We start from the raw sequence: 21717 nt of genomic DNA, 5'->3' as shown, positions 1-21717 counted from the left end.
ACGCTCACGATAACAATACGAGGCAACAGCGTGCTCACCGTCCATCACCTCAATAATTCCCGCTCGCAACGCGTCCTCTGGATGCTCGAAGAACTCGGCGTCCCGTACGAGCTGAAGCGTTACGAGCGCGATCGCAACACCATGCTCGCGCCGCCCGAATTACGCGCCGTGCATCCGCTCGGCAAGTCGCCGGTCATCACGGATGGCGCGCAGACCATTGCGGAATCGGGCGCCATTCTCGAGTATCTCGTCGATCGCTACGGCGAAGGGCGTTTCTCGCCGCCGCATGGCGCATCGCCGGAACGCGTGCGCTTCAACTACTGGATGCATTACGCCGAAGGCTCGGCCATGCCGCCGTTGCTGCTCAAACTCGTGGCCTTGCGCATCGGCAGCGCGAAGATGCCGTTCTTCGTGAAGCCGATCGGCCGCCGGATCGCGCAGACCATGCAGACCAGTTTCATCGATCCGCAATTGAAGCTGCACTTCGGTTATATCGAAAGCGAACTCGCGAAGTCAGAATGGTTCGCGGGCGACACTTTCAGCGCCGCCGACGTGCAAATGAGCTTTCCACTCGAAGCCGGCAGTCAGCGCGCGGGCGCGAAGAGCTTGCCGCATGTGCGCGCGTTTCTCGAACGCATTCACGCGCGGCCTGCATATCAGCGTGCGCTCGAGCGCGGCGGCCGTTACGATCTCGCGGGATAGCGTCGGATAGCGCCCGACGCTTCGGCGCGCGCCGTTGCATACAATGAAGCGCGACTTCATCGCAGATGCAACCAAGCTCCAAGGCAAGCATGGCTCGAATCGTTCCCGACGACTGGAAGAACCTGGAAGCAACCGGCGCAGCGGCCCGCGAGCTCGAAACGCTCGCGCTGCTGGAAAAGCTGCCCGAGGACTACACGGTGTATCACGGCGTGCACTGGACGCGCGTCAACGAAGGCTTCTCCGTCTTCGGCGAAGCGGATTTCGTGGTGGTCGCGCCATCGGGCCGCGTGCTGATGATCGAGCAGAAAGCCGGTTTCCTGCGCGAGACCAGCGCGGGGCTCGTGAAGGTCTACTTGCAGAAGGAACGCAACGTCGCCATTCAACTCGCGCGCACGCTGGAAAATCTGCATCGGCGCTTCACGGCGGCGTTCGGCGCGGGAACGTATCGCATCGAGGAACTGCTGTATTGCCCCGACTACACGGTGAAGGACGCGGCCATTGCCGGCGTGCCGCCCGGACGTATCGTCGATGCAAGCCGCAAGGCGCAACTGCCGAAAGTCGTGCTGGAGATTCTGCCGCCCGACGAGCCGCGCTTCGAGTCGGCCGCGCGCATCCATCACTTTCTCGCCGATGAACTCTCGCTCACGCCCGATACCAACGCGCTCGTCGGCGCAGCCAACACGCTCGTCACGCGCCTTTCAGGCGGTTTGGCGACATGGGCGCGCCGGCTGGAGTTTTCGCCGTTTCGCTTGCGCGTGATCGCGACCGCCGGCGCGGGCAAGACGCAACTCGCCGTGCGCGTCATGCGCGACTCGCTCGCGGCGGGCAAGAGCGTGCTGTACGTATGCTTCAACCGGCCGCTCGCGGATCATATCCGCGCGATTGCGCCGAAAGAGGCGAGGATCGCGAATTATCATCAGCTGAGCGCCTCGGTGGCGCGCGATGCCGGCAGTCCGCCCGACTTCTCCCAGCCCGATGTCTTCGCGACGCTCGAAGAACGCTTCGCCGCCGTGCCCGTGCCCGAGCACTGGAAGACGGATGTGTTGATCGTTGACGAAGGACAGGATTTTCAGCCGGGATGGGTCGAACCGCTGGAACGGTTGCTGAATCCGGACGGCGCGTGGTGGTGGCTCGAAGATCCGATGCAGAACCTGTATCTGCGCGAGCCCGTGCCGCTGCCCGGCTGGACCATTCTGCGCGAGACGACCAATTACCGCAGTCCGCGCGATCTTCTGGGCTTCATCCGCAAGATCGTCGGTCCGGGCGCGCGGCTGGATGCGGGCAGTCCGTTCGATGGCTCGGACGTGACTATCGCCACCTACGAGAACGGCCATTCCGACGAAGTGATCGAGGCGACCAAGCGCGCCATCACGCAGGCGCTCTCGCTCGGCTTTCGCAAGCAGGACATCGCGGTGCTGTCGTTTCGCGGGCGCGAGGGTTCGGCGCTCACGCCCGTCGATCATCTCGGGCCGCATCGGTTGCGCGCGTTCACCGGCACGTACGATCTGTTCGGCAATCCGGAGTATCGCGAGGGCGACGTGCTGCTCGAATCGATCTATCGCTTCAAGGGACAATCCGCGCCGTGCGTGATCCTCACCGAAGTCGACTTCGACGTGCTCGATGAACAAGCCGCGCGCAAAGTCTTCGTCGGCGCGACGCGCGCGACCATGAAGCTGATCGTGGTCGCGTCGGAGCGGGCGGCAGCCGCCATCGAAACGCTGCCATAAAGCAATGTCCGTCATAGCCGCCAAACCTGCCGCGCCCGGCATGCCCGGAAGGCCGTGGTTTCGCCGTTTCTGGTACGCGGCGCTGATCGTGCTCGCGGTGGCACCGCCTATCGGCGCGGTCGGCTACATGCTGTATTCGGGGCTGTTGGCGCGCGATTCGCATCGCTTCGCGCTGCCTTACGACGGTCTCTATTGGGACGCGGCGCAATTTCAGATCGACTACGAGCGTTTCGAGAGCCAGGTGCTGCTGTTCCGTGGCGGAATCGATGAAGACGCCGATGCCGTGCGCGCAAGCTACCGGCAGCTACGCGCGCGGCTGAAGCAGGTCGCGGAATCGAACGATCTGCTCGCCGGACACGACACGCTGCGCAATCGTCAGCAGGAAATTCTCCGGCAGATCGACACCGCGCTCGGCTCGGTCGAAACCGATGTCGAGGCATTGCGCGCCGACCATCAACGCACGCTGCGCACCATCGGCGTGTTGCGGCAGAATGCGCCCGCCGTCGCGGAACTCGCGAGCGGCCGGCGTCTGATGGAAATCGTCGGGCGCGATTCCGTGGTGCGCGACTTCGAAAAGAAGCGCACGTATCTGATCTACGGTGGCATTCTGCTTGGGCTTTTATCGGCGGCGGCCACGGCGCTATTGCTGTTCAACGGCTACCGGCGCACGCGTCTCATCGAGCAGCAACGCGCCGCGCTCAGCGCCGAGCACCAGGCGACCCGCGCCGCGCGCGAGGCGGGCGTCGCGAAAGACACGTTCCTCGGCATGATCAGCCACGAACTGCGCACGCCGCTGCACGCCATCGTCTCGTCGGTCGAGCTTCTCGGGCTGAATCTGCGCGCCGAGGCGGATCGCAAGATCATTCAGCGGCTCGAAGCAGGCGCGCGCCATCTCGAAGCGCAGATGCGCGATCTCACCGACTACGCGCGTCTCGGCGCGGGCAAGCTCGAACTGCGCATGGCCGTGTTCGATCCCGCCGAACTGCTCGATTCGATCGTCGATGCCAACACGCCCGCGGCCAACGCGAAAGGTCTTGCGTTACGCGGCGGATTCGAAGGCGCGCGCGGGCCGCTCGAATCGGACCCGCATCGCGTGCGGCAGATCGTGACCAACCTTGTGACCAACGCCGTCAAATACACGGAGGCAGGTTCCATCGACGTGCATTTCGTGCGCGCCGACAAGCGCCTCGACATCTCCGTGGTGGATACCGGACCCGGCATCTCGCGCGAACAATTGCCGCTCATCTTTCAGGAGTTCACGCAACTGGATTCATCCAGCACGCGGCGCTTCGACGGCGCGGGCATGGGCCTCGCGGTCGTGCGCGGCCTGGTGAATTTGCTGGGCGGGACGATCGAGGTATCGAGCGAAGTCGGGCAGGGCGCGGCGTTTCGCGTGAGTCTGCCGGCGGTATCGGTGGACTACTTGCCGGAGCCGCGCGATGAAGCAATAGAAACGCCCGCCAGCGGCAGATCGCGCGTCCTCGTGATCGACGACCACGAAGCGATCCGCGATTCATTGACGGAAATGCTCACGCACCTGGGTTATTGGACAGTCGCAATGCCCGATGTGGACAGCGCACTCGCATGGCTGCGCGCCAACGACGCCGATGTGATCCTCGCCGACCTGCACATGCCGGGCAAGGACGGCTACTCGTTCGCCAACGAATATCGCGCGCGCCTTTCGCCGGGCGCGAGCGTGCCGATCATCGCGGTGAGCGCCTACGCGCCGGAACTCGTCGACCCGCGCGCGGCGATTCTCTTCTTCGATTATTTGCTGAAGCCCGTGCGCTATGACGTGCTGAAAGGCGCCGTGCACCGCGCCGTGACGGTGCGGCGGCGCGCGGCGTGAGCGGACTCAACTACGCAAAAGCCGCTTGGAAAGATCCGCGACGAGAATGCCGAGCCGCGCCGGTTTTTCGAAACACGTCACGTTGTAGTCGCGAATCACCTGGCTGATTTCGGACTCGCTCGCCTTGCCGGTGGTTAATTCGCCTGTCAGCACGAAGATGGGCGCATCCGGATTGTCCGACTCGCGCACGTCGCGGATGGCGCCGGCTGACGTGTGTACGCCGAACAGCCAGTCGATCACCACGGCATCGAACACCTGCACTTGCAGCGCTTCGTGGAACGCGTCGAGCCCGTAGTAAGCCATCGCCGTGAAGCCGCTGAATTCCAGATAGTCGTGCAGATTGTCGGCGGAAGCGTGATCGTCGTCGACCACGGCGATGATCGGCTTCTCAATATCCGCGCGGCGCGGCAGGATCTCGATCTTGTGGACGTCGAACGCTTCGTGAAGCAGCACGCCTTCGTGACGCGAGACGATCCAGCGGTTATTCAGCTTCTGCGCGATGAAGTCGGGCCGGCTGCCCGCGTCCAGCGCATTGCCGACCCACGTCATGCAGGGAATTTCCAGCGAGCCGATCTTGAGCACCGCGTCGTGCGCCGTGCCTTCACTCTCGTCGGCGCGCGTGTCGATGGGTTCGAAGAGCTTGAGCGCGGCTTCGTCGAACGCGTCCGCGACCTTGCGAATTTGCGCGAGCGTCCATGGGCTGTTACCGCGCAGTTTGCGGTGCCCTTGCGAAAAACTCAGGTCGAGGATGCGGCACAGTTCCGCGGTTTGCTGCCGCTTGCCAATACCGTGGCGGGCCATGAGCTCACGCACGCGCTCAGCGACGGCGAGCGATTCCGATGAAGACGTTTCAGTGACCATACAGCCAAATGCGTAGAGGGGTGTCGACAAGGAAGCGGTTCGCGCGAGGCAAGACGCCTGAGTGCCACATTGTAAAGGGCGCGGCTAAGCGAACTCAAAACGGACTGGCGGACGATCGACAATGAGCTTGCATTTTACTTTCGTGCGATTGCTGCCGTCGTTCGTTGGCGCTCATTGAAGATCGTGGTTTACGAGGCGTGCGTAAGTGTTGCCGATCGACCCGCCAGGGGCGTCGGATCGGCGTCGCGAGCCGCGACGCTCGATTGCGCAACAGGCATCGGTTGCGGCGGTTTCAGGCGAATGCGGGCGCGGTTTGCCGCGCGGATTTTTGCACGACGGGCATTTCGTCGAGCAGCGTGGAAAGCTGGCTTTCGGCGTCGCGTCCACTGAATTCGCGCAAGGTGGCAAGCAGCGTGCGCCACGGTGCGGGCCAGCGCGTCTCGCGGACGCAATGTCCGGTTGCGTCTGTGATGCGCAGTAGCGTGGTGTCGGGGAAGTACGTGAGCGTGACGGGCATTCCGTCGAGTACGCAAGTGGCAGTGCAGGCTTTCGGTGTGAACATGCTTTCTTATGTGAGTAATGTTCGGGCGCGGCCCGATTTATCGTCTGGTCAATGCGACCGTGAAGAGCTATAGCAACGCGCGTTCCCGACGATGGCTGCGAACGCTACTTGAACATTCGGAAATCGGCTCCATCCTAAAAAGTCGCTTCGATAGTTAAACGGCGTTTTGCGAAGTTGAGGATAATTTGACCGAGATTATCGCTTTATACTGCGACGTAGCCAGTTTAAGGAGTTTCTCGTGTTCGTCGCCATTCTTCTCTTTAGCCCAATCGGTATCGCCGCTTTATTTGCCTTTGCCATGTTCGCCGACCGCGCCTTTCACGACCAGCACTTGGAAAGGTCTGGGACTGCAGTCCACCCCGAGACACCTCGGCGCATGTTCAAACTTCGCTCACGCGACGCAAAACCTGCTCGTCGATAAGCCAGCCGATCCGCTTTCGCTATCGAACGATTGCCCTTTCGAATTGTTGCGCTATTGCCGTGGGACTATAGTGCGTCTCACGGCATTCATTTCTTGCATGAATGACGCAACAAAAAGGAGACGAAAGGATGAACCGGATCGATCTGGCGGGCCGCACGGTGGTCGTAACAGGCGGCGCGCGCGGCATTGGCCTCGCGGTGGCGCAACGGGCGCTCGAATCGGGCGCGGATGTCGTGCTGTGGGACGTCGACGGCGAACGGCTGCAACGCACGACTGCGGAACTCTCCGCCAAGCACGAAGACCGCAAGGTGAGCGACGCAGTCGTCGAACTCACCGATGAAGCCTCCATCGAGGCGGCCGTCCAGAAAGCGCTCGCCGCGCACGGCCATATCGATGTCCTCGTGAACAACGCAGGCATCACCGGCGGCAACGGCACGACCTGGGAACTCGCTCCCGATGTCTGGCGCCGCGTCGTCGATGTCAATCTGATCGGGCCGTATCTCACTTGCCGCGCCGTCGTTCCGCACATGCTGAAGGCGGGTTACGGGCGCATCGTCAACGTGTCGTCCATCGCGGGCAAGGAAGGCAACCCGAACGCCTCGCACTACAGCGCGTCGAAGGCCGGGCTGATCGGGCTCACCAAGTCGCTCGGCAAGGAACTCGCGGGCAAGGGCATTCTCGTCAACGCGGTCACGCCGGCCGCCGCCAAAACCGAAATCTTCGATTCGATGTCGCAGCAGCACATCGACTACATGCTGTCCAAAATCCCGATGAACCGCTTTCTTCAGCCGCAGGAAGCCGCGTCGCTGATCCTCTGGCTCTCGTCGGAAGACTGCGCGTTCAGCACGGGCTCGGTGTTCGATCTGTCGGGCGGACGCGCGACTTATTGATATCGCCGTGATTGCTCGATCGCCATCATAAAAAAGCAAGGCGACCTGGAGAGAGACATGAATGACTCCGTTAGCGCGGAAGGCGCCGTCACGTCCCGCGTGATGCGCCGGCTGCTGCCGTTTCTGCTGCTCATGTATGTGCTCGCGTTTCTGGACCGCGCGAACATCGGTTTCGCGCAGAAGGCGCTGCAGCAGGACACCGGCCTCACCAATGCCGCGTTCGCGTTCGGCGCGGGCGTGTTCTTCGTCGGCTACGCAATCTTCGAGGTGCCGAGCAATCTGCTCTTGCATCGCGTGGGCGCGAAGCTGTGGATGTGCCGCATCATGGTGACGTGGGGTCTTGTTTCGGCGGCGATGTCCTTTGCGCACAACGCCACGACCTTCTACACGTTGCGCTTTCTGCTCGGCGTGGCGGAAGCCGGATTCTTTCCCGGCATCGTCTATTACTTGACGCGCTGGTTCCCGCAAAGCGCTCGGGCGCGTGCGCTCGGCGTGTTTTACTTCGGCGCGCCGCTCGCGTTCATCTTCGGTGCGCCTTTGTCCGGATTGCTGCTGGACTTGCACGGCGCGCTCGGCTTTTCGGGCTGGCAATGGCTCTTTCTGGTCGAAGGCTTGCTCGCGTCGATCGTCGGTGTCTGGGCGTTCTGGTATCTCGACGACGACCCCGCCCGCGCACGCTGGCTCACTCAGGATCAACGCGCGCTGCTCGTCGCGCGTCTCGATGACGACGCCCGCAACGCGTCATCGCACGGACCGCGTGGCGTGCTGGCGGCGCTCATCGATCCGCGCGTGCTGGTCTTGTGCTGCGCGTATTTCCTGATCCAGGCCGCCGTCTATGGCGTGGTGTTTTATCTGCCGCAACAAGTGTCCGCGCTGCTCGGAACCAAGGTCGGTTTTCGTGTCGGACTCGTGACCGCGTTGCCGTGGGTGGCGGCCGTCATCGTCACGTGGATCGTGCCGCGTTATGCGGATCGCACCGGCAAGCATCGCGTGTGCGCTATCGCGTTGCTCGTTATGTCGGGCGTCGCGATCGTCGTGTCGGGCATCGCGGGAACGCCGGTGGTATCGCTTTTCGCGCTGTGTTGCGCCGCGAGCGGATTCATCGCCGCCCAGCCGCTCTTCTGGACGTTCCCGACGCGTTATCTCACTGGCGCGGCCGCGGCGGCCGGCATCGCGCTCATCAACTCGTTGGGCGGCCTCGGCGGATTCTTTGCACCGATGGCCCGCACCGCCGCCGAAGCTGCATTCCATTCGACCAGCGCCGGACTCATGGTGCTCGGCGCGGCGAGCGTCCTGGCCGCGCTCGTGATCGTCGCCTTCGTGCGCGTGCCGCAGCGCGACGCCTCGCGGGATGCCCGCGCCAAACCCGCCAGCGCATCCTGAACAACAACGCCTTCAAACGGAGACAGACACTCATGTCCATGCCCACCATTCGCCAAGTGCGCGCTTTCACCGTTCGCGGCGGCGGCGCCGATTATCACGATCAGGGCGCGAACCACTGGATCGACGATCACATCTCGACGCCGATGGCGCGTTATCCCGAGTATCGCCAGAGCCGTCAGTCGTTCGGACTAAACGTGCTCGGCTCGCTCGTCGTGGAGATCGAGGCAAGCGATGGCACGGTCGGCTTCGCGGTGACGACGGGCGGCGAGATCGGCGCATTCATCGTCGAGAAGCATCTGGCGCGCTTCCTCGAAGGGCAGCGCGTGACGGATATCGAAAAGATGTGGGATCAGATGTATTTCGCGACGCTGTACTACGGGCGCAAGGGTATCGTGCTCAACGCGATATCGGGTGTCGATCTGGCGTTGTGGGACCTGCTCGCGAAGGTGCGCCAGGAACCCGTCTTCCAGTTGCTCGGCGGCCCGGTGCGAGATGAACTCCAGTTCTATGCAACCGGCGCGCGGCCGGATCTCGCCAAGGAGATGGGTTTCATCGGCGGCAAGATGCCTTTGCAGCATGGACCGGCCGAAGGCGAGGAAGGGCTCGCGAAGAACATCGCCAAACTGGCCGACATGCGCTCGAAAGTCGGTGACGACTTCTGGCTCATGTTCGACTGCTGGATGAGCCTCGACCTCAACTACGCGAAGCGCCTCGCGAACGCGGCGCGCGAGTATGGCCTGAAATGGATCGAAGAGGCGCTGCCGCCCGACGATTACTGGGGCTATGCCGAACTGCGCCGCGCGGTGCCAGGCGGCATGATGGTGACGACGGGCGAACACGAAGCCACGCGCTGGGGTTTTCGCATGCTCTTCGAGATGGGCTGCGCGGACCTCGTGCAGCCGGATGTCGGCTGGTGCGGCGGCATCACGGAGCTCATCAAGATATCGGCGCTCGCGGATGCGCATAACGTGCTCGTGGTGCCGCACGGTTCGTCGGTGTATAGCTATCACTTCGTGGTGACGCGTCACAACTCGCCGTTCGCCGAGTTCCTCATGATGGCCGAGAAAGCCGATCAGGTCGTGCCGATGTTCACGCCCTTGCTGCTCGACGAACCCGTTCCGGTGAACGGCCGCATGAAGGTGCCGGAGACGCCGGGCTTCGGCGTGCGGCTGAATCCCGAATGCGCGTTGACGCGTCCGTACACTCATTGAAGGAAACGTTCATGCTGTTGAAAGACAAAGTGGTGATCGTGACGGGCGGCTCGCGCGGCATCGGCCGGGCGATCGCGCTGGCGAGCGCGCGCGAAGGCGCGAACGTCGCGATCAACTATTGGGGCGACAACGACAAGTCGTACGGCAAGGGCTACGCGGTCGAGTCGATCCTGCGCGAGATCGAGGCGCTCGGGCGCCGCGCGATTGCGGTCGAAGGCAATGTCGCCGAACACGAGACCGGCCGCGAACTCGTGCGCCGCACGGTGGACGCCTTCGGGCGCGTCGACGTGCTGTCGAGCAACGCGGGCATCTGTCCGTTCCATGCGTTTCTCGACATGCCGCCATCGGTCTATGAAACCACGGTCGCGGTGAACCTGAACGGCGCGTTCTACGTGACGCAGGCCGCGGCGAATCAGATGAAGGATCAGGGCACGGGTGGCGCGATCATCGCGACGAGTTCGATCAGCGCGCTCGTCGGCGGCGGCATGCAGACGCATTACACGCCGACCAAGGCGGGTGTGCATTCGCTGATGCAATCGTGCGCCATCGCGCTCGGCCCTTACGGCATCCGCTGCAATTCGGTGATGCCGGGCACCATCGCCACCGACCTCAACGCCGAAGACTTGTCCGATACGGAAAAGCGCGCCTATATGGAAAAGCGCATTCCGCTCGGAAGACTCGGTGAACCGGACGATGTGGCGCAGTGCGTCGTGTTTCTGGCATCGGATCGCGCGCGTTACGTGACGGGCGCGTCGCTGCTCGTGGATGGCGGTCTCTTCGTCAACCTGCAGTGACCGCGAGCGACGACGCCGAATACTTGCGCAACAGCGCGATGAAGTATTCGGCGGGTTCGGAGAGCGTCTCGAACTTGCGGCGCAGCAAGCCGAAGCCCGACAGACTCTTGCCGATTTCAATGGGCAGTTCCACCAGCAATTGCGCGCGCAGATAATCGCGCACGACGGATTCCGGCAGCATTGCGACGGCGTCGCTGTTTTGCAGCAGTTGCAGCGTCGCGAAGATAGACGCGCATTCCACGATATCGGCAGGCGTGGTGAGCCCGGCACGCGCGAGTTCATCCTCGAAGAGATGACGCGCGGGACTCGTGATCGGCTGAAGGATCCACGGCCAGCCGACGAGTGTATCGAGCGCGAGCGTCGTCTTCGAAACGAGTGGATGTCTGGCGCGCACGACGAGCCGCATGGCTTCGCGCGCAAGCGGTTCGAAATCGAAGTCGTTGTGCTGCAAAGGCGTGGTGAGACGGCCGAGCGCGAGATCGACTTCGCGGCGATGCAGCAGTTGCACGACCTGGTCGCTGGTTTCGCCGAGGATGCGCACGTTGAGCAGCGGCCGCTCCGACTTGAGTTCGGTGACGGCCATGGCGAGCACGTCGGGCGCGGCGCCCATGATCGCGCCGACCGTGAGTTGGCCATGTCCGCCACGGCGTTTGTTGTCGAGGTCGTCGGCGAAGCGGGTGAGGTCGGCAAGCGAGCGGCGCGCGTAGGCGAGCGCGGACATGCCGAGCGGCGTTGGCTGCATGCCGCGCGCGTTGCGCTCGAAGAGCAGGAAGCCGAACGCTTCCTCGATATCGGCCAGCATGCGGCTCGCGCTCGGCTGCGCGACGTTGATGGCATCGGCGGCCTGGTGCAGATTGCGCGCGTCGTCGAGCGCGACGAGCAGCGCCAGATGCTTGAATTTCAGGCGATTGACGAGCGCCACCTGTGAGACGTTCTGATTCATTGTCGGTCCGCGGTGATGCAACGCAGTAGCTTCAAACCGATACGCATTTGCGATCGGCCAATCCTTCTTTCGGATTGTCGTGTTATCGGTCGGCGAATTATAGTCGCAGCACAACGAGCCGCGAACATTCGGGCTCACTAAACAAAATCAGGCGGTCCGCCATGGAGACAATGGCATTTCGCATGACCCTAAAGCCGGGCATGCGCGAGGAATACGAGAAGCGCCATCGCGAGATATGGCCCGAACTGGCCGATGCGCTCGTTGCAGCGGGCATCCGCGACTACTGGATTTTTCTCGACGAAGCGACCGGACATCTGTTCGCCACCTACAAGCGCACCGGCACGCATTCGACCGACGCGTTGCCGCATTTGCCCATCATGCGCAAATGGTGGGACTACATGGCCGCGCTGATGGAAACGCATGCGGACAACGCGCCTGTTGCCGTGCCGCTTGCGCCCGTCTTTCATCTTCCGTAATCGCGCATTTCCAAGCTCGTGAGGAACACCATCATGCAGGTCGTCGATCCGCATATCCACTTGTGGGATTTGTCCACGCATCACTATCCGTGGCTGGCGAATCCGCAGACATCGTTCGTCGGCGACGCGCGCGATTTAAAGCATGACTATCTGCTCGCCGATCTGTTGCGCGATGCCGGCGACATCGAAGTGCTGAAGATCGTGCACGTTGATGCGAACCACGATCCCGCCGATCCTGTCGAGGAAACGCGCTGGCTGCAAGGACTCGCCGACGACACCGGCCGCGGCATGCCGAACGGCATCGTGGCGGGCGCGGATTTGTCGGCCGACGATGCGCCTGCCGTGCTCGAAGCGCACGCGGCCTTCGCCAACACGCGCGGCATCCGGCAGATTCTCAACGTGCATGAAAATCCGTTGTATGACTACGTCGGGCGGCACTTCATGCACGAGCCTCGGTGGCGCCGGAACTTCGCGTTGCTCGAGCGCTTCGGCATGTCGTTCGACTTGCAGCTTTATCCGTCGCAGATGAACGATGCCGCGCAACTCGCGCGCGAACATGCAAACACGCAGTTCATCGTCAATCATGCGGGGATGTTCGTGGACCGGTCTTCGGTCGAAGGATATCGCGCGTGGCGCGACGGCATGCGTGCGCTCGCGGCTTGTCCGAACGTCGCGGTGAAGCTGAGCGGCTTCGCCATGCTCGATCACGAATGGACAGTGGAGAGCTTCCGGCCGTATGTGCTCGAAACCATCGATACCTTCGGCGTCGGCCGCGCGATGTTCGCATCGAATTTCCCGGTCGACAGGCTTTTCGGTACTTACAAACAGCTGTGGAACGCCTACGCGCAAATCGTGAGCGACGCGAGCGACAGCGAAAAGCAAGCACTATTCGTGCGTAATGCGGAGCGGATTTACCGCATTTGATAGCAACGTTCGAAGACCGGAACTGGCGTCGGACTCGATCGAAGGCGTCGCGTGAAACCCGCGTAAGCGCTCAGGCGCAACGCCAAGGTACAGGGCGTTGCACAGGCCGGAGCAAGCGCCAGCTTCGGCCGACAAACAGGAGACAGCGCATGACAACCAACAAGCCGCCAAGACTCGAATTGCGGCACGCGAGCAAGGCGTTCGGCCGCGTGCGCGCATTGGGCGACGGCAGCCTGCAACTCTTCGCGGGCGAGGTCCACGCGTTGCTCGGCGAAAACGGCGCGGGTAAATCCACGCTCGTCAAACTGCTCGCCGGCGTGTATCAGCCGGATGCAGGCGAGATTATGGTCGATGGCGAACCGCGCCGCTTCGCCAATCCCGCCGAGGCACGCGATGCCGGTCTCGCCGTCATCTATCAGGAGCCGACGCTGTTCGCGGACCTTTCCATCGCGGAGAACATCTACATGGGCCGGCAGCCGCGCGACCGGCTCGGACGCATACGCTACGACGAAATGCATCGCGAAGTCGATGCGTTGCTCGCGTCGCTCGGCGTGAACCTGCGCGCGCAACGGCTCGTGCGAGGCTTGTCGATCGCGGACCAGCAAGTGGTCGAGATCGCCAAGGCGCTTTCGCTCGACGCCAACGTGCTCATCATGGACGAGCCCACCGCCGCGCTCTCGCTAACGGAAGTGGAGCGGCTCTTTGCCATCGTGCGTGCGCTGCGTGAGCGGGATGTCGCGATCCTCTTCATCACGCACAGGCTCGACGAAGTCTTCGCGCTGACGCAGCGCATGACCATCATGCGCGACGGCATGAAGGTCTACGACGCGCTCACCAGCGACATGACCATCGATGCCATCGTGAGCAAGATGGTCGGCCGCGATCTGGACACGTTCTATCCGAAGGCGGACGTTCAGCCAGGCGACGTGCGTCTCTCGGTCCGCAACCTGACGCGCGAAGGCGTATTCAAGAACATTTCCTTCGATGTCCGCGCAGGCGAGATCGTCGCGCTCGCGGGCCTCGTCGGCGCGGGACGCAGCGAAGTCGCGCGCGCCATCTTCGGCATCGATCCGGTCGATGGCGGCGAAGTGAAGATCGCGGGGAAGGCGCTCGCCCTCGGCCATCCGGCGGCAGCGGTGCGCGCGGGCCTCGCGCTCGTGCCGGAGGATCGCCGCGCGCAAGGGCTCGCGCTGGAACTGAGCATCGCGCGCAATGCATCGCTCACCGTGCTCGGCCGCTTGATGCGGCACGGGCTCATCTCCGCGAAAAGCGAATCGACGCTCGCCGCCGACTGGGGCAAGCGCCTGCGCCTCAAGGCCGGCGATCTCGATGCGCCCGTCGGCACGCTGTCGGGCGGCAATCAGCAGAAGGTCGTGCTCGGCAAGTGGCTCGCGACGAATCCGAAGGTGCTCATCATCGATGAACCGACGCGCGGTATCGACGTGGGCGCGAAAGCCGAGGTGTATCGCACGCTCGCCGAACTCGTGAAAGAGGGCATGGCCGTGCTGATGATTTCAAGCGAGCTGCCCGAAGTGCTCGGCATGGCGGACCGCGTGCTCGTCATGCACGAAGGCCGTATCAGCGCCGACATTGCTCGCGCCGATGCAAACGAAGAACGGGTGATGAGCGCCGCGTTGGGCGCATCGCCGCAAACCCTGGGACGCGCCGCATGATGACACGACACTCTCCCACCATGCCCGCGCTGCCTGCCGCCGAAACGAAACGCGAGAGTCTCGCGGGTTCGATCGCGAAGAGTCGCGAGCTCACGCTCTTCATCGTGCTGCTCGTGCTGATTGGCGCGACCGCTGCGGTGAAGCCGGACTTTCTGAATCTGCAGAATCTGCGTGACGTGCTGCTGAATGTGTCGATCATCGGCTTGCTGACGGCCGGCATGACGATCGTCATGCTGATGCGGCATATCGATCTGTCGGTCGCGTCGATCGTCGGCGTGAGCGCCTATGCGGTCGGCAGCCTCTTCGTGATGAACCCGCACATGCCGGTGATCGTCGCGATGTTCGCGGGCATGGGCGTCGGGCTCGTGATCGGCGCGGTGAACGGCGCGCTCGTCACCTTCGGGCGCGTGCCGTCGCTCGTCGCCACGCTCTCGACGCTGTATATCGTGCGCGGCGCGGACTACGCGTGGGTCCACGGCGGCCAGATCAACGCGACGAGTCTGCCGGATAGCTTCGCCACGATTGCAACCGGATCGCTGCTCGGCGTGCCGAATCTCGTGTTGATCGCGCTCGTCGTGCTGATCGCGTTGTCGGTGTATCTGAAGCAGTATCGCGGCGGCCGCGAGCATTACGCCATCGGCTCGAACCCCGAAGCCGCGCGTCTCGCGGGCATTCGCGTGGACCGCCGCGTGATGATCGGCTTCCTACTGTCCGGCGCGATCGCCGGCCTTGCGGGCGTGCTGTGGCTTGCGCGTTTCGGCACCGTCGATGCCAGCACGGCGAAGGGCATCGAGCTGCAGGTGGTCGCGGCGGCGGTGGTCGGCAGCGTTGCGATCACGGGCGGCGTCGGCACGGTGGCGGGCGCGACGCTTGGCGCGCTGGTGCTGGGCGTCATCAACATCGCGCTCGTGGTGTTGCGCGTGTCGCCGTTCTGGCAGCAGGCCATTCAAGGCGCGCTGATCGTCGCGGCGATCGCGCTGGATACGTTGCTCGCGCGCTCGGTCGCGCGCCGCATGATGAGGAAACGCGATCATGGCTAAACCCGACTCGGCTCTTTCCACGGCAAAACGCCGTCATCTGCAATGGGAGGCGATGCTCGCCATCGTGCTGGTCGTCTCGCTGATCGGCGGACGCGTGCTTTCGCCGATGTTCCTTTCCGGCGCGAACCTCTCGAACATGCTCGCCGATTTCACCGAGATCGCGCTGATCGCCTTGCCGATGACGCTCATCATCGTCGCGGCGGAAATCGATTTGTCGGTGGCGTCGGTGCTGGGCGTGTCGAGCGCGTTGATGGGCGTGCTCTGGCACATGGGCTTGCCGATGCCGCTCGTCATCGCCATCGTGCTCGTCGCGGGCACAATGGCCGGGCTGCTCAACGGGCTCGTGATCGTGCGCTTCAATCTGCCATCGCTTGCTGTCACCATCGGCACGCTTGCGCTGTTTCGGGGTCTCGCTTACGTGTTGCTCGGCGATCAGGCCATCGCGGACTTTCCGGCGTCGTACACGTCGTTTGGCATCGATACCATCGCGGATACCTTCCTGCCGATGCCCTTCGTTCTCGTGATCGCGGGCGCGCTCGTCTTCACGGTGCTGTTGCAGGCGACGCCGTTCGGTCGCAGCCTCTTTGCCATCGGCGCGAACCCCACGGCCGCGCAGTTTTCGGGTATCGACGTGGCGAAGACCAAGATCAGGCTCTTCATGCTGTCCGGCGCGATGGCGGCGCTCGCGGGCATCGTCTATACGCTGCGTTTCACGAGTGCGCGCGGCGACAACGGCGAAGGCTTCGAGTTGTCGGTGATCGCGGCGGTGCTGTTCGGCGGCGTGAGCATCTTCGGCGGACGCGGGTCGATGATCGGCGTGCTGCTGTCGCTCGTGATCATCGGCGTGCTGCGCAATGCGCTGACGCTCGCGGATGTATCGAGCGAAACACTGACTATCGTGACCGGGGCGCTGCTGCTGTCCTCGGTGCTGATTCCCAATCTGGTCGCGCGCTGGCGGGCCGCGCGTGAAAGACGCTTCATGGCGCAGACGTCGTAGGTGTTGAAGGCTGGTCGAGGGTGCATTGAAGAACGTTGATAACCAGCGCAACGGTTTGTCCAAAGGCAAAACTCGCGCGCAATGACAGGAGACATACATGAAAAAACCGTATCGATTCTCACGCGGGCCGGTGCTCGCGGCGGCCTTGCTGGCCGCCACCGTGGCGCTTGCCGCAAGCGCCGCCGAGCTGAAGAGCGGGCTGAAGATCGCTTTCCTGCCCAAGCAGATCAATAACCCGTACGAAGTCATTGCCGATGACGGCGGCATGGCCGCGATCAAGGAGTTCAAGGGCGATGGCAAGGTCGTCGGCCCGTCGGATGCGGGCGCGTCGTCACAGGTGAGCTATATCAACACGTTGATCACGCAGCGGCAGAACGCCATCGTGATCGCCGCCAACGACGCCAACGCGGTCGTGCCGTATCTGAAAAAAGCGATGTCGCAGGGCATCAAGGTCGTGACTTTCGACTCGGACACCGCGCCCGACGGACGGCAGATTTTCGTGAATCAGGCCGAGTCGGAAGCGATCGGACGTGGACAGATCCAGTTGCTGTCGAAGCTGATTGGCGGTGAAGGCGAATTCGCGATTCTCTCCGCGACGCCCAACGCGACCAATCAAAACACCTGGATCAAATGGATGCAGGACGAACTGAAGAAGCCGGAGTATTCGAAGATCAAACTCGTGAAGATCGCCTACGGCAACGATGACGATCAAAAATCATTCGTGGAGACGCAGGGCCTGTTGCAGGCTTATCCGAACCTGAAGGGAATCGTGGCGCCGACATCGGTGGGCATCGCGGCGGCGGCGCGTTATATCTCGAGTTCGCCGGCCAAGGGCAAGGTCACGGTGACGGGTCTCGGCACGCCGAACCAGATGCGCGCGTTCGTGAAGAACGGCACGGTCAAGGCGTTCCAGTTGTGGGACCCGGGTCAGTTGGGTTATCTCGCGGCGTACGCGGCGGCCAGTCTTGCCTCGGGCACGATCACGGGCAAGGAAGGCGATTCGTTCGAAGCCGGCAAGCTGGGCAAGCGGACCGTGGGAAAGAGCGGGGAAGTGATTCTCGGGCCGCCTACGACGTTCGATTCGGCGAATATCGATAACTTCAATTTCTGAGGTCGAAAGGGTAGTGGGAATGAGAGGTTGGCCCCGCGGTCGCGGGGCTTTTTTATTCGCGTATGCAAATGGGTCATCCACGAAACTATCCACAGTTTCTGTTGAAAGCCCTGTGGATAGCCGCTGCGTGACCCATCCAACGCATTGATCCGCAAAGGCTTTCCTGAGGATGGCGATTGCGCGTCAAGATCAGCGTAAGGGCTGCCCGTCCCTGAGCACTTGAATGGCCGTCGCCGATTCGAATTGCGCATGCACCATATCTCCGGACTTCAAGCCGTCAAGCGATAAGTCCGGCGCGACCGCAAGCGTCACCGTGTGGGTCGGGCCGCGTAGCGTGATCTCGCGCTTTTTCTTGTCGATGTGTTGAATCGTCGCCAGTATCTCCACCGTGCGCGCCTGCGCCGTCACGCCGTTCGTCGCCGGAACGGTCGCTTGCGTGTCGACGCGCTCACGAATCGCACCCGGCTTCGCCTTGACCGCGCGCATCAGCACGGCGTTGCGATACTCGATGTTCACCGTGTCGCCTATCTTGAGCTTCTTGACATCGGCGACCTGCGGATTGACGGCGACTTCCACGACGCGCCCCGCTGGCCCCTTCAGCGCGACGCTGTTCGTCACCGGGTCAATGCCAACCACATGCGCCTGCACTTGCGCCACCGCCGCCCCGGCTCGCGCTTGCGGTTCCGACGCGGCATCCTGCGCCGCAGCCGGCAAAGCCGAGACACAAGCAAGCGCGACGAGTGCGCATCCGATCCATGAACTGCCTGCACGACGCGAAGTTCGAAGCATGGTCATCTCCTTTGATATTTGAACATCACCGGCATCAGCGTCGCGACTTCGACAGCAGATGCCCAAGTCCGAGATTGGTCGCGATCTGCCACACATAGACGCGCGAATAACGCACGCCGAAGCGCCGCTCGATCAGTTCGCGCAGACGCGAGTTGGTCCACGCGTCGCTCGCAAAACCATGCACGCGCGCCGGGCCCTGCAAGGCGGCCGCGATCCATTCGAGCGCCTCGCGGTCCAGCACCGATACCCGTCCGCCCACGCCCATTTTCGCGAGCTCGTCGAGCCCGCCATCGGACACGATTGCCTTGTAACGCTTCACCGTCTGCAAGGACAGATGCAGATGCTCCGCCACGGCCTGCACCGATGCCCCTTCGAGCAACATGCGCCCGGCTGTCATGCGCCGCTCGACGCTCGGCAGGGTAGTGGGCCGGGGCAACATGGCGCTCCTCGTTCGATACGCGTTTCGCGGACGCTATACGTCAGCCGCGATGCAAGGCGAGGTCTGAGCGCGTGCTCCGCTTCCTCGTCTGTCGATGCAGCTGCCAATCAGTTTCGGTTTCGGTATCGTGGCGCGCGAGGCGTCGGTAAGCGTTCATGCGTTCCCCCCTGTCGAGCAAAGACTGCGGGACCTGTTCGGCGTACTTGCGGTGTACTAACGGTGTGCTGGATGTAACGATGAAGTGTTCGCGAAACGGCGGCGCTTTCAGGAAAGCCGGGTACTGGTCACCACCAATAAACGTTTTCCGCCGCGAAAGGGAACCATCGTCGAAATTTTTTAGGCTTGATTATTCGCGATGAATTGCCTATGCGCGAGGCTTCGCACGCGCCGAGCCGCGCAATTGCATGCGTGTGCGTTTCGAATGTGCACGGCCGGTCGGCAAATGCGGGCGCGATTAACCACGCCGTCTTTGCGAAAAACCGGCGCGCGCAGAAGCGCGCGGAGCATTCCGCTTGCATGGCCTGAGGTGACAATGACGAAGGCGAAACGCCCATGCCTTACGAATCGCGCTAAATGACTACGCATAATGATGGCGTTTATTGGCCACCGTGCATGCGTATCCGAAAGGCGGGGAAACGAGGAAGGGCGTTACACGCGATAAAACTCGATATCCTGACCGGCATGCACGGCGCGCTTCAGCCATTCGGGCATGTCGCCCAGGCCGTCCCACGTATCGCCGCTGGCGTTACGGAAAATCGGCGCTGCGCCGTCTCCGGATTGCGGCAGTGACGGCAATTGCGGCATGGCCCGAGCTGGCTTCGCCGTACCGTTGGCGCCGTTGGTCTTGGTAAAGGTGGGCGGCGGTTCGGCCGCTGGTGCGTCGGCCAATGCTTCGGCCAGCGCGCCTTCCGTAATGCCGAACTCGACCATTCGGCTGCGTAAATACGCGATGATGCTGTCTCGCTTTCTTTCGTCCACGGCTTTCCTGATTCAGCTTTTTGATTTGCGAAAGACGAACCGATGCCCCGCGCGGACCGGGGCGGCTCGATGACTAGGTTTGATATGTTTTTTCCAGCGTGACGCACAGTGAAACGTGCGTCAATTAGTGTATTTACCGCAGACCGCGCTTATCCCGTCACACGCGCCGCCCACACCGATTAATGTCCCCGCTGTGTCGGCTATATAACAGTAATACCGGCTTCGGACATTGGCTCGTGCGGGAATCGCCATGACGGACGCACGACTATAGTGCGCGCGGGAGGTCACGTCGGGAGGCTACGAACTACGGGAAAGCGACACTCGAACCGCCCGGTTTCCCGAACGGCTGATGCGTCGCCCGAACGCTATTGTATGCTGCTTGCGCCAACTATTAAATTGTTTTAACGACTATGTTGTTCACCCGGCAATTCCGCACCGTGCGCGCGAATTGCCGCAATCAGTTCGGCGGGCGTAATTTCATAACGAACTTCACGATGAATACCCGGCTTGCGCTCGTCGATCTCGATCAGCAGAACAGCCTTGCCGTCGGAAGCGGGTTCGAGCCGAAGCGAACGCACTTCCTGGCCGCTCGATTCATCGTATTCCGTCAGGAGCGTCATGGCGCCCGTGGCGGCGCTTTTCGGCATCGACATTCTTCCTCCCGTCTTGCGACGTATTTGTTGTTGTCTTGCCGCGCCTCCTCTCTCATGCACGAATTTCGGGCGCACGACGAAGGCAGACACGGCGGATAAGCAGATGCGAAGCGCGCACGCGCCCCGCCTGTCTCATTATTGCCTGTCAAAAGCGCGCGCGTAAAGCGTAGGGGCTTTCCCGAATGTCGTGCGGCCTTCGTCGTTGCGCCGATTCAACCGCCGGCGGCAATCGAATCGCGTACTTCCGCCGTGATCTCGAACGAGCGCAGACGCGCCCGATGATCGAAGATCTGCGCCGTGACGATCAACTCGTCGGCCTGAGTCTGCTCGATCACCGAGCGCAAACCCGCTTCGACATCCGCACGCGCGCCGACCACCGAACACGCGAGCGACCGCTCGACGCCTGCGCGCTCGCCCTCGCTCCACGCGATCTGGTCGACGGGCGGCGGCAACTGGCCGGGCGTGCCGCGCCGCAAATTGATGAACTGCTGCTGCAGCGAGGTAAATAGAAAGAGGGCTTCATCGACGGTATCGGCGGCGAAGACGTTCACGCCGACCATCGCGTGAGGCTTCTTGAGCGTCGCCGATGGCCGGAACTGCGTGCGATACACCTCCAGCGCGGTCAGCAGATAATCCGGCGCGAAATGCGACGCGAACGCGAACGGCAGCCCGAGCGCCGCCGCCAGTTGCGCGCTGAAGAGCGACGAGCCGAGCAGCCAGATGGGCACATGAAGACCGGCGCCGGGCACTGCGCGCACGCGTTGTCCCTCGACGGGATCGGCGAAAAAACGCTGCAGTTCGACGACGTCGTCGGGGAAGGAGTCGGCGCTGCCTTGCAAGTCGCGACGCAGCGCGCGAGCCGTGGTCTGGTCGGTGCCGGGCGCGCGTCCGAGGCCCAAGTCGATACGTCCCGGAAACAGCGACGCGAGCGTGCCGAACTGTTCGGCGATGACGAGCGGCGCGTGATTCGGCAGCATGATGCCGCCCGAGCCGACGCGAATGGTCTTGGTGCCCGCCGCGATATGGCCGATCACGACCGCCGTCGCCGCGCTGGCAATGCCCGTCATGTTGTGATGCTCGGCGAGCCAGTAGCGGTTATAGCCCCAGCTTTCCGCGTGACGGGCGAGGTCGAGCGAATGCGCGAAGGCGTCGGAGGCGGTCGAGCCGAGCGGAATCGGTGAGAGGTCTAGAAGCGAGAAGGGGATCATTGCGACGTTCCGGATGCGTGGGACGGCGAGAAGCGTGGCCGTCAGCGTTCAGGCCCGGCTGGCGGACAAGCCGCGCCGGCGCCTCG

At 62.9% G+C, this 21717-nt stretch carries 22 protein-coding genes; 14 read left to right on the top strand and 8 right to left on the bottom strand.

What is annotated here, in order from left to right; translation table 11 throughout:
• Nucleotides 1-30 precede the first annotated feature (30 nt).
• From P9292_RS18835 to P9292_RS18825, 3 genes are all read left to right on the top strand, one after another.
• Nucleotides 31-702: a glutathione S-transferase gene (locus P9292_RS18835; protein WP_250466759.1), complete on the top strand. Its 672-nt coding sequence runs from the start codon at nucleotides 31-33 to the stop codon at nucleotides 700-702.
• A gap of 89 nt (nucleotides 703-791) precedes the next feature.
• Nucleotides 792-2429 carry an ATP-dependent helicase gene (locus tag P9292_RS18830; RefSeq protein ID WP_244828427.1) on the top strand — a complete coding sequence of 546 codons (1638 nt, stop codon included), beginning with the start codon at nucleotides 792-794 and terminating at the stop codon, nucleotides 2427-2429.
• A 4-nt stretch (nucleotides 2430-2433) separates the two neighbouring features.
• The gene (locus P9292_RS18825) at nucleotides 2434-4278 is read left to right on the top strand and encodes an ATP-binding protein (RefSeq protein ID WP_244828426.1); all 1845 of its coding nucleotides are present in this window, start codon (nucleotides 2434-2436) and stop codon (nucleotides 4276-4278) included.
• 6 nt (nucleotides 4279-4284) lie between these two features.
• Here the strand turns inward: P9292_RS18825 and P9292_RS18820 are convergent, their stop codons facing one another.
• Together P9292_RS18820 and P9292_RS18815 are read right to left on the bottom strand one after the other, a co-directional pair.
• A complete protein-coding gene (locus P9292_RS18820) occupies nucleotides 4285-5139 on the bottom strand; it encodes a helix-turn-helix domain-containing protein (RefSeq protein ID WP_244828425.1) in 855 nt (284 codons plus the stop codon).
• A gap of 292 nt (nucleotides 5140-5431) precedes the next feature.
• Complete coding sequence (locus P9292_RS18815; protein ID WP_250493258.1) at nucleotides 5432-5701, bottom strand: hypothetical protein; 270 nt, start codon at nucleotides 5699-5701, stop codon at nucleotides 5432-5434.
• Between the two features lie 238 nt (nucleotides 5702-5939).
• Here P9292_RS18815 and P9292_RS18810 point away from each other — a divergent pair, with 238 nt between their 5' ends.
• From P9292_RS18810 to P9292_RS18790, 5 genes are all read left to right on the top strand, one after another.
• Nucleotides 5940-6122 (top strand): hypothetical protein, encoded by a 183-nt coding sequence (locus P9292_RS18810; RefSeq protein ID WP_309960628.1) that lies wholly within the window; start codon nucleotides 5940-5942, stop codon nucleotides 6120-6122.
• A gap of 128 nt (nucleotides 6123-6250) precedes the next feature.
• A complete protein-coding gene (locus P9292_RS18805; protein WP_250466764.1) occupies nucleotides 6251-7012 on the top strand; it encodes an SDR family NAD(P)-dependent oxidoreductase in 762 nt (253 codons plus the stop codon).
• A gap of 57 nt (nucleotides 7013-7069) precedes the next feature.
• The gene (locus P9292_RS18800; protein ID WP_250493259.1) at nucleotides 7070-8395 is read left to right on the top strand and encodes an MFS transporter; all 1326 of its coding nucleotides are present in this window, start codon (nucleotides 7070-7072) and stop codon (nucleotides 8393-8395) included.
• Nucleotides 8396-8427: 32 nt separating this feature from the next.
• On the top strand, nucleotides 8428-9606 hold the full coding sequence (rhmD, locus tag P9292_RS18795) for an L-rhamnonate dehydratase (protein ID WP_244828420.1): 1179 nt from the start codon (nucleotides 8428-8430) through the stop codon (nucleotides 9604-9606).
• An 11-nt stretch (nucleotides 9607-9617) separates the two neighbouring features.
• Nucleotides 9618-10400, top strand: coding sequence for an SDR family NAD(P)-dependent oxidoreductase (locus tag P9292_RS18790; RefSeq protein WP_244828419.1), 783 nt, complete (start codon nucleotides 9618-9620; stop codon nucleotides 10398-10400).
• Here P9292_RS18790 and P9292_RS18785 read toward each other — a convergent pair.
• Nucleotides 10387-11343 (bottom strand): LysR family transcriptional regulator, encoded by a 957-nt coding sequence (locus tag P9292_RS18785; RefSeq protein WP_250509943.1) that lies wholly within the window; start codon nucleotides 11341-11343, stop codon nucleotides 10387-10389. The genes P9292_RS18790 and P9292_RS18785 overlap by 14 nt on opposite strands.
• A gap of 161 nt (nucleotides 11344-11504) precedes the next feature.
• On the opposite strand from P9292_RS18785, the gene P9292_RS18780 reads away from it, so the two are divergent.
• The 6 genes from P9292_RS18780 (at nucleotide 11505) to rhaS (ending at nucleotide 17564) form a co-directional block, all read left to right on the top strand.
• Complete coding sequence (locus tag P9292_RS18780) at nucleotides 11505-11819, top strand: L-rhamnose mutarotase (RefSeq protein WP_250526616.1); 315 nt, start codon at nucleotides 11505-11507, stop codon at nucleotides 11817-11819.
• 33 nt (nucleotides 11820-11852) lie between these two features.
• Nucleotides 11853-12743, top strand: coding sequence for an amidohydrolase (locus P9292_RS18775; protein WP_250466773.1), 891 nt, complete (start codon nucleotides 11853-11855; stop codon nucleotides 12741-12743).
• Between the two features lie 149 nt (nucleotides 12744-12892).
• On the top strand, nucleotides 12893-14416 hold the full coding sequence (locus tag P9292_RS18770) for a sugar ABC transporter ATP-binding protein (RefSeq protein WP_309960621.1): 1524 nt from the start codon (nucleotides 12893-12895) through the stop codon (nucleotides 14414-14416).
• Entirely contained in the window at nucleotides 14416-15456 is a 1041-nt protein-coding gene (locus tag P9292_RS18765) for an ABC transporter permease (RefSeq protein ID WP_409015393.1), read from the top strand. Before P9292_RS18770 ends, P9292_RS18765 begins: the two co-directional genes overlap by 1 nt.
• Nucleotides 15449-16453, top strand: coding sequence for an ABC transporter permease (locus P9292_RS18760; protein WP_250509946.1), 1005 nt, complete (start codon nucleotides 15449-15451; stop codon nucleotides 16451-16453). Before P9292_RS18765 ends, P9292_RS18760 begins: the two co-directional genes overlap by 8 nt.
• 97 nt (nucleotides 16454-16550) lie before the next feature.
• Nucleotides 16551-17564: a rhamnose ABC transporter substrate-binding protein gene (rhaS, locus tag P9292_RS18755; protein ID WP_244828410.1), complete on the top strand. Its 1014-nt coding sequence runs from the start codon at nucleotides 16551-16553 to the stop codon at nucleotides 17562-17564.
• A gap of 189 nt (nucleotides 17565-17753) precedes the next feature.
• Here the strand turns inward: rhaS and P9292_RS18750 are convergent, their stop codons facing one another.
• The 5 genes from P9292_RS18750 to P9292_RS18730 all read right to left on the bottom strand — a co-directional run bounded on the left by P9292_RS18750 (nucleotide 17754) and on the right by P9292_RS18730 (nucleotide 21631).
• Entirely contained in the window at nucleotides 17754-18353 is a 600-nt protein-coding gene (locus P9292_RS18750) for a hypothetical protein (protein WP_250526617.1), read from the bottom strand.
• 34 nt (nucleotides 18354-18387) lie between these two features.
• Entirely contained in the window at nucleotides 18388-18792 is a 405-nt protein-coding gene (locus P9292_RS18745; RefSeq protein WP_244828407.1) for a helix-turn-helix domain-containing protein, read from the bottom strand.
• 648 nt (nucleotides 18793-19440) lie between these two features.
• Nucleotides 19441-19770: an H-NS family nucleoid-associated regulatory protein gene (locus P9292_RS18740; RefSeq protein ID WP_244828406.1), complete on the bottom strand. Its 330-nt coding sequence runs from the start codon at nucleotides 19768-19770 to the stop codon at nucleotides 19441-19443.
• A gap of 401 nt (nucleotides 19771-20171) precedes the next feature.
• Nucleotides 20172-20423 (bottom strand): hypothetical protein, encoded by a 252-nt coding sequence (locus tag P9292_RS18735; protein ID WP_370652151.1) that lies wholly within the window; start codon nucleotides 20421-20423, stop codon nucleotides 20172-20174.
• A 212-nt stretch (nucleotides 20424-20635) separates the two neighbouring features.
• Nucleotides 20636-21631 carry a luciferase-like monooxygenase gene (locus P9292_RS18730; protein WP_250493262.1) on the bottom strand — a complete coding sequence of 332 codons (996 nt, stop codon included), beginning with the start codon at nucleotides 21629-21631 and terminating at the stop codon, nucleotides 20636-20638.
• Nucleotides 21632-21717: the final 86 nt, after the last annotated feature.

Origin of the sequence: Caballeronia sp. LZ001, from assembly GCF_031450875.1 — a bacterium.
Taxonomy (GTDB): Bacteria; Pseudomonadota; Gammaproteobacteria; order Burkholderiales; family Burkholderiaceae; genus Caballeronia.
The sequence above is the reverse complement of the archived record's forward strand: the minus strand, read 5'-3'. Positions and strand labels throughout refer to the sequence as shown.

Bases quoted from the DNA above. Each gene is read 5' to 3' on its own strand.
- P9292_RS18730 (WP_250493262.1), bottom strand. From the start codon at position 21,631: ATGATCCCCTTCTCGCTTCTAGACCTCTCACCGATTCCGCTCGGCTCG.
- rhmD (WP_244828420.1), top strand. From the start codon at position 8,428: ATGTCCATGCCCACCATTCGCCAAGTGCGCGCTTTCACCGTTCGCGGC.
- P9292_RS18775 (WP_250466773.1), top strand. From the start codon at position 11,853: ATGCAGGTCGTCGATCCGCATATCCACTTGTGGGATTTGTCCACGCAT.
- P9292_RS18780 (WP_250526616.1), top strand. From the start codon at position 11,505: ATGGAGACAATGGCATTTCGCATGACCCTAAAGCCGGGCATGCGCGAG.
- P9292_RS18815 (WP_250493258.1), bottom strand. From the start codon at position 5,701: ATGTTCACACCGAAAGCCTGCACTGCCACTTGCGTACTCGACGGAATG.
- P9292_RS18745 (WP_244828407.1), bottom strand. From the start codon at position 18,792: ATGTTGCCCCGGCCCACTACCCTGCCGAGCGTCGAGCGGCGCATGACA.
- P9292_RS18735 (WP_370652151.1), bottom strand. From the start codon at position 20,423: ATGTCGATGCCGAAAAGCGCCGCCACGGGCGCCATGACGCTCCTGACG.
- P9292_RS18830 (WP_244828427.1), top strand. From the start codon at position 792: ATGGCTCGAATCGTTCCCGACGACTGGAAGAACCTGGAAGCAACCGGC.
- P9292_RS18750 (WP_250526617.1), bottom strand. From the start codon at position 18,353: ATGCTTCGAACTTCGCGTCGTGCAGGCAGTTCATGGATCGGATGCGCA.
- P9292_RS18825 (WP_244828426.1), top strand. From the start codon at position 2,434: ATGTCCGTCATAGCCGCCAAACCTGCCGCGCCCGGCATGCCCGGAAGG.
- P9292_RS18800 (WP_250493259.1), top strand. From the start codon at position 7,070: ATGAATGACTCCGTTAGCGCGGAAGGCGCCGTCACGTCCCGCGTGATG.
- P9292_RS18790 (WP_244828419.1), top strand. From the start codon at position 9,618: ATGCTGTTGAAAGACAAAGTGGTGATCGTGACGGGCGGCTCGCGCGGC.
- P9292_RS18785 (WP_250509943.1), bottom strand. From the start codon at position 11,343: ATGAATCAGAACGTCTCACAGGTGGCGCTCGTCAATCGCCTGAAATTC.
- rhaS (WP_244828410.1), top strand. From the start codon at position 16,551: ATGAAAAAACCGTATCGATTCTCACGCGGGCCGGTGCTCGCGGCGGCC.
- P9292_RS18770 (WP_309960621.1), top strand. From the start codon at position 12,893: ATGACAACCAACAAGCCGCCAAGACTCGAATTGCGGCACGCGAGCAAG.
- P9292_RS18820 (WP_244828425.1), bottom strand. From the start codon at position 5,139: ATGGTCACTGAAACGTCTTCATCGGAATCGCTCGCCGTCGCTGAGCGC.
- P9292_RS18765 (WP_409015393.1), top strand. From the start codon at position 14,416: ATGACACGACACTCTCCCACCATGCCCGCGCTGCCTGCCGCCGAAACG.
- P9292_RS18760 (WP_250509946.1), top strand. From the start codon at position 15,449: ATGGCTAAACCCGACTCGGCTCTTTCCACGGCAAAACGCCGTCATCTG.
- P9292_RS18805 (WP_250466764.1), top strand. From the start codon at position 6,251: ATGAACCGGATCGATCTGGCGGGCCGCACGGTGGTCGTAACAGGCGGC.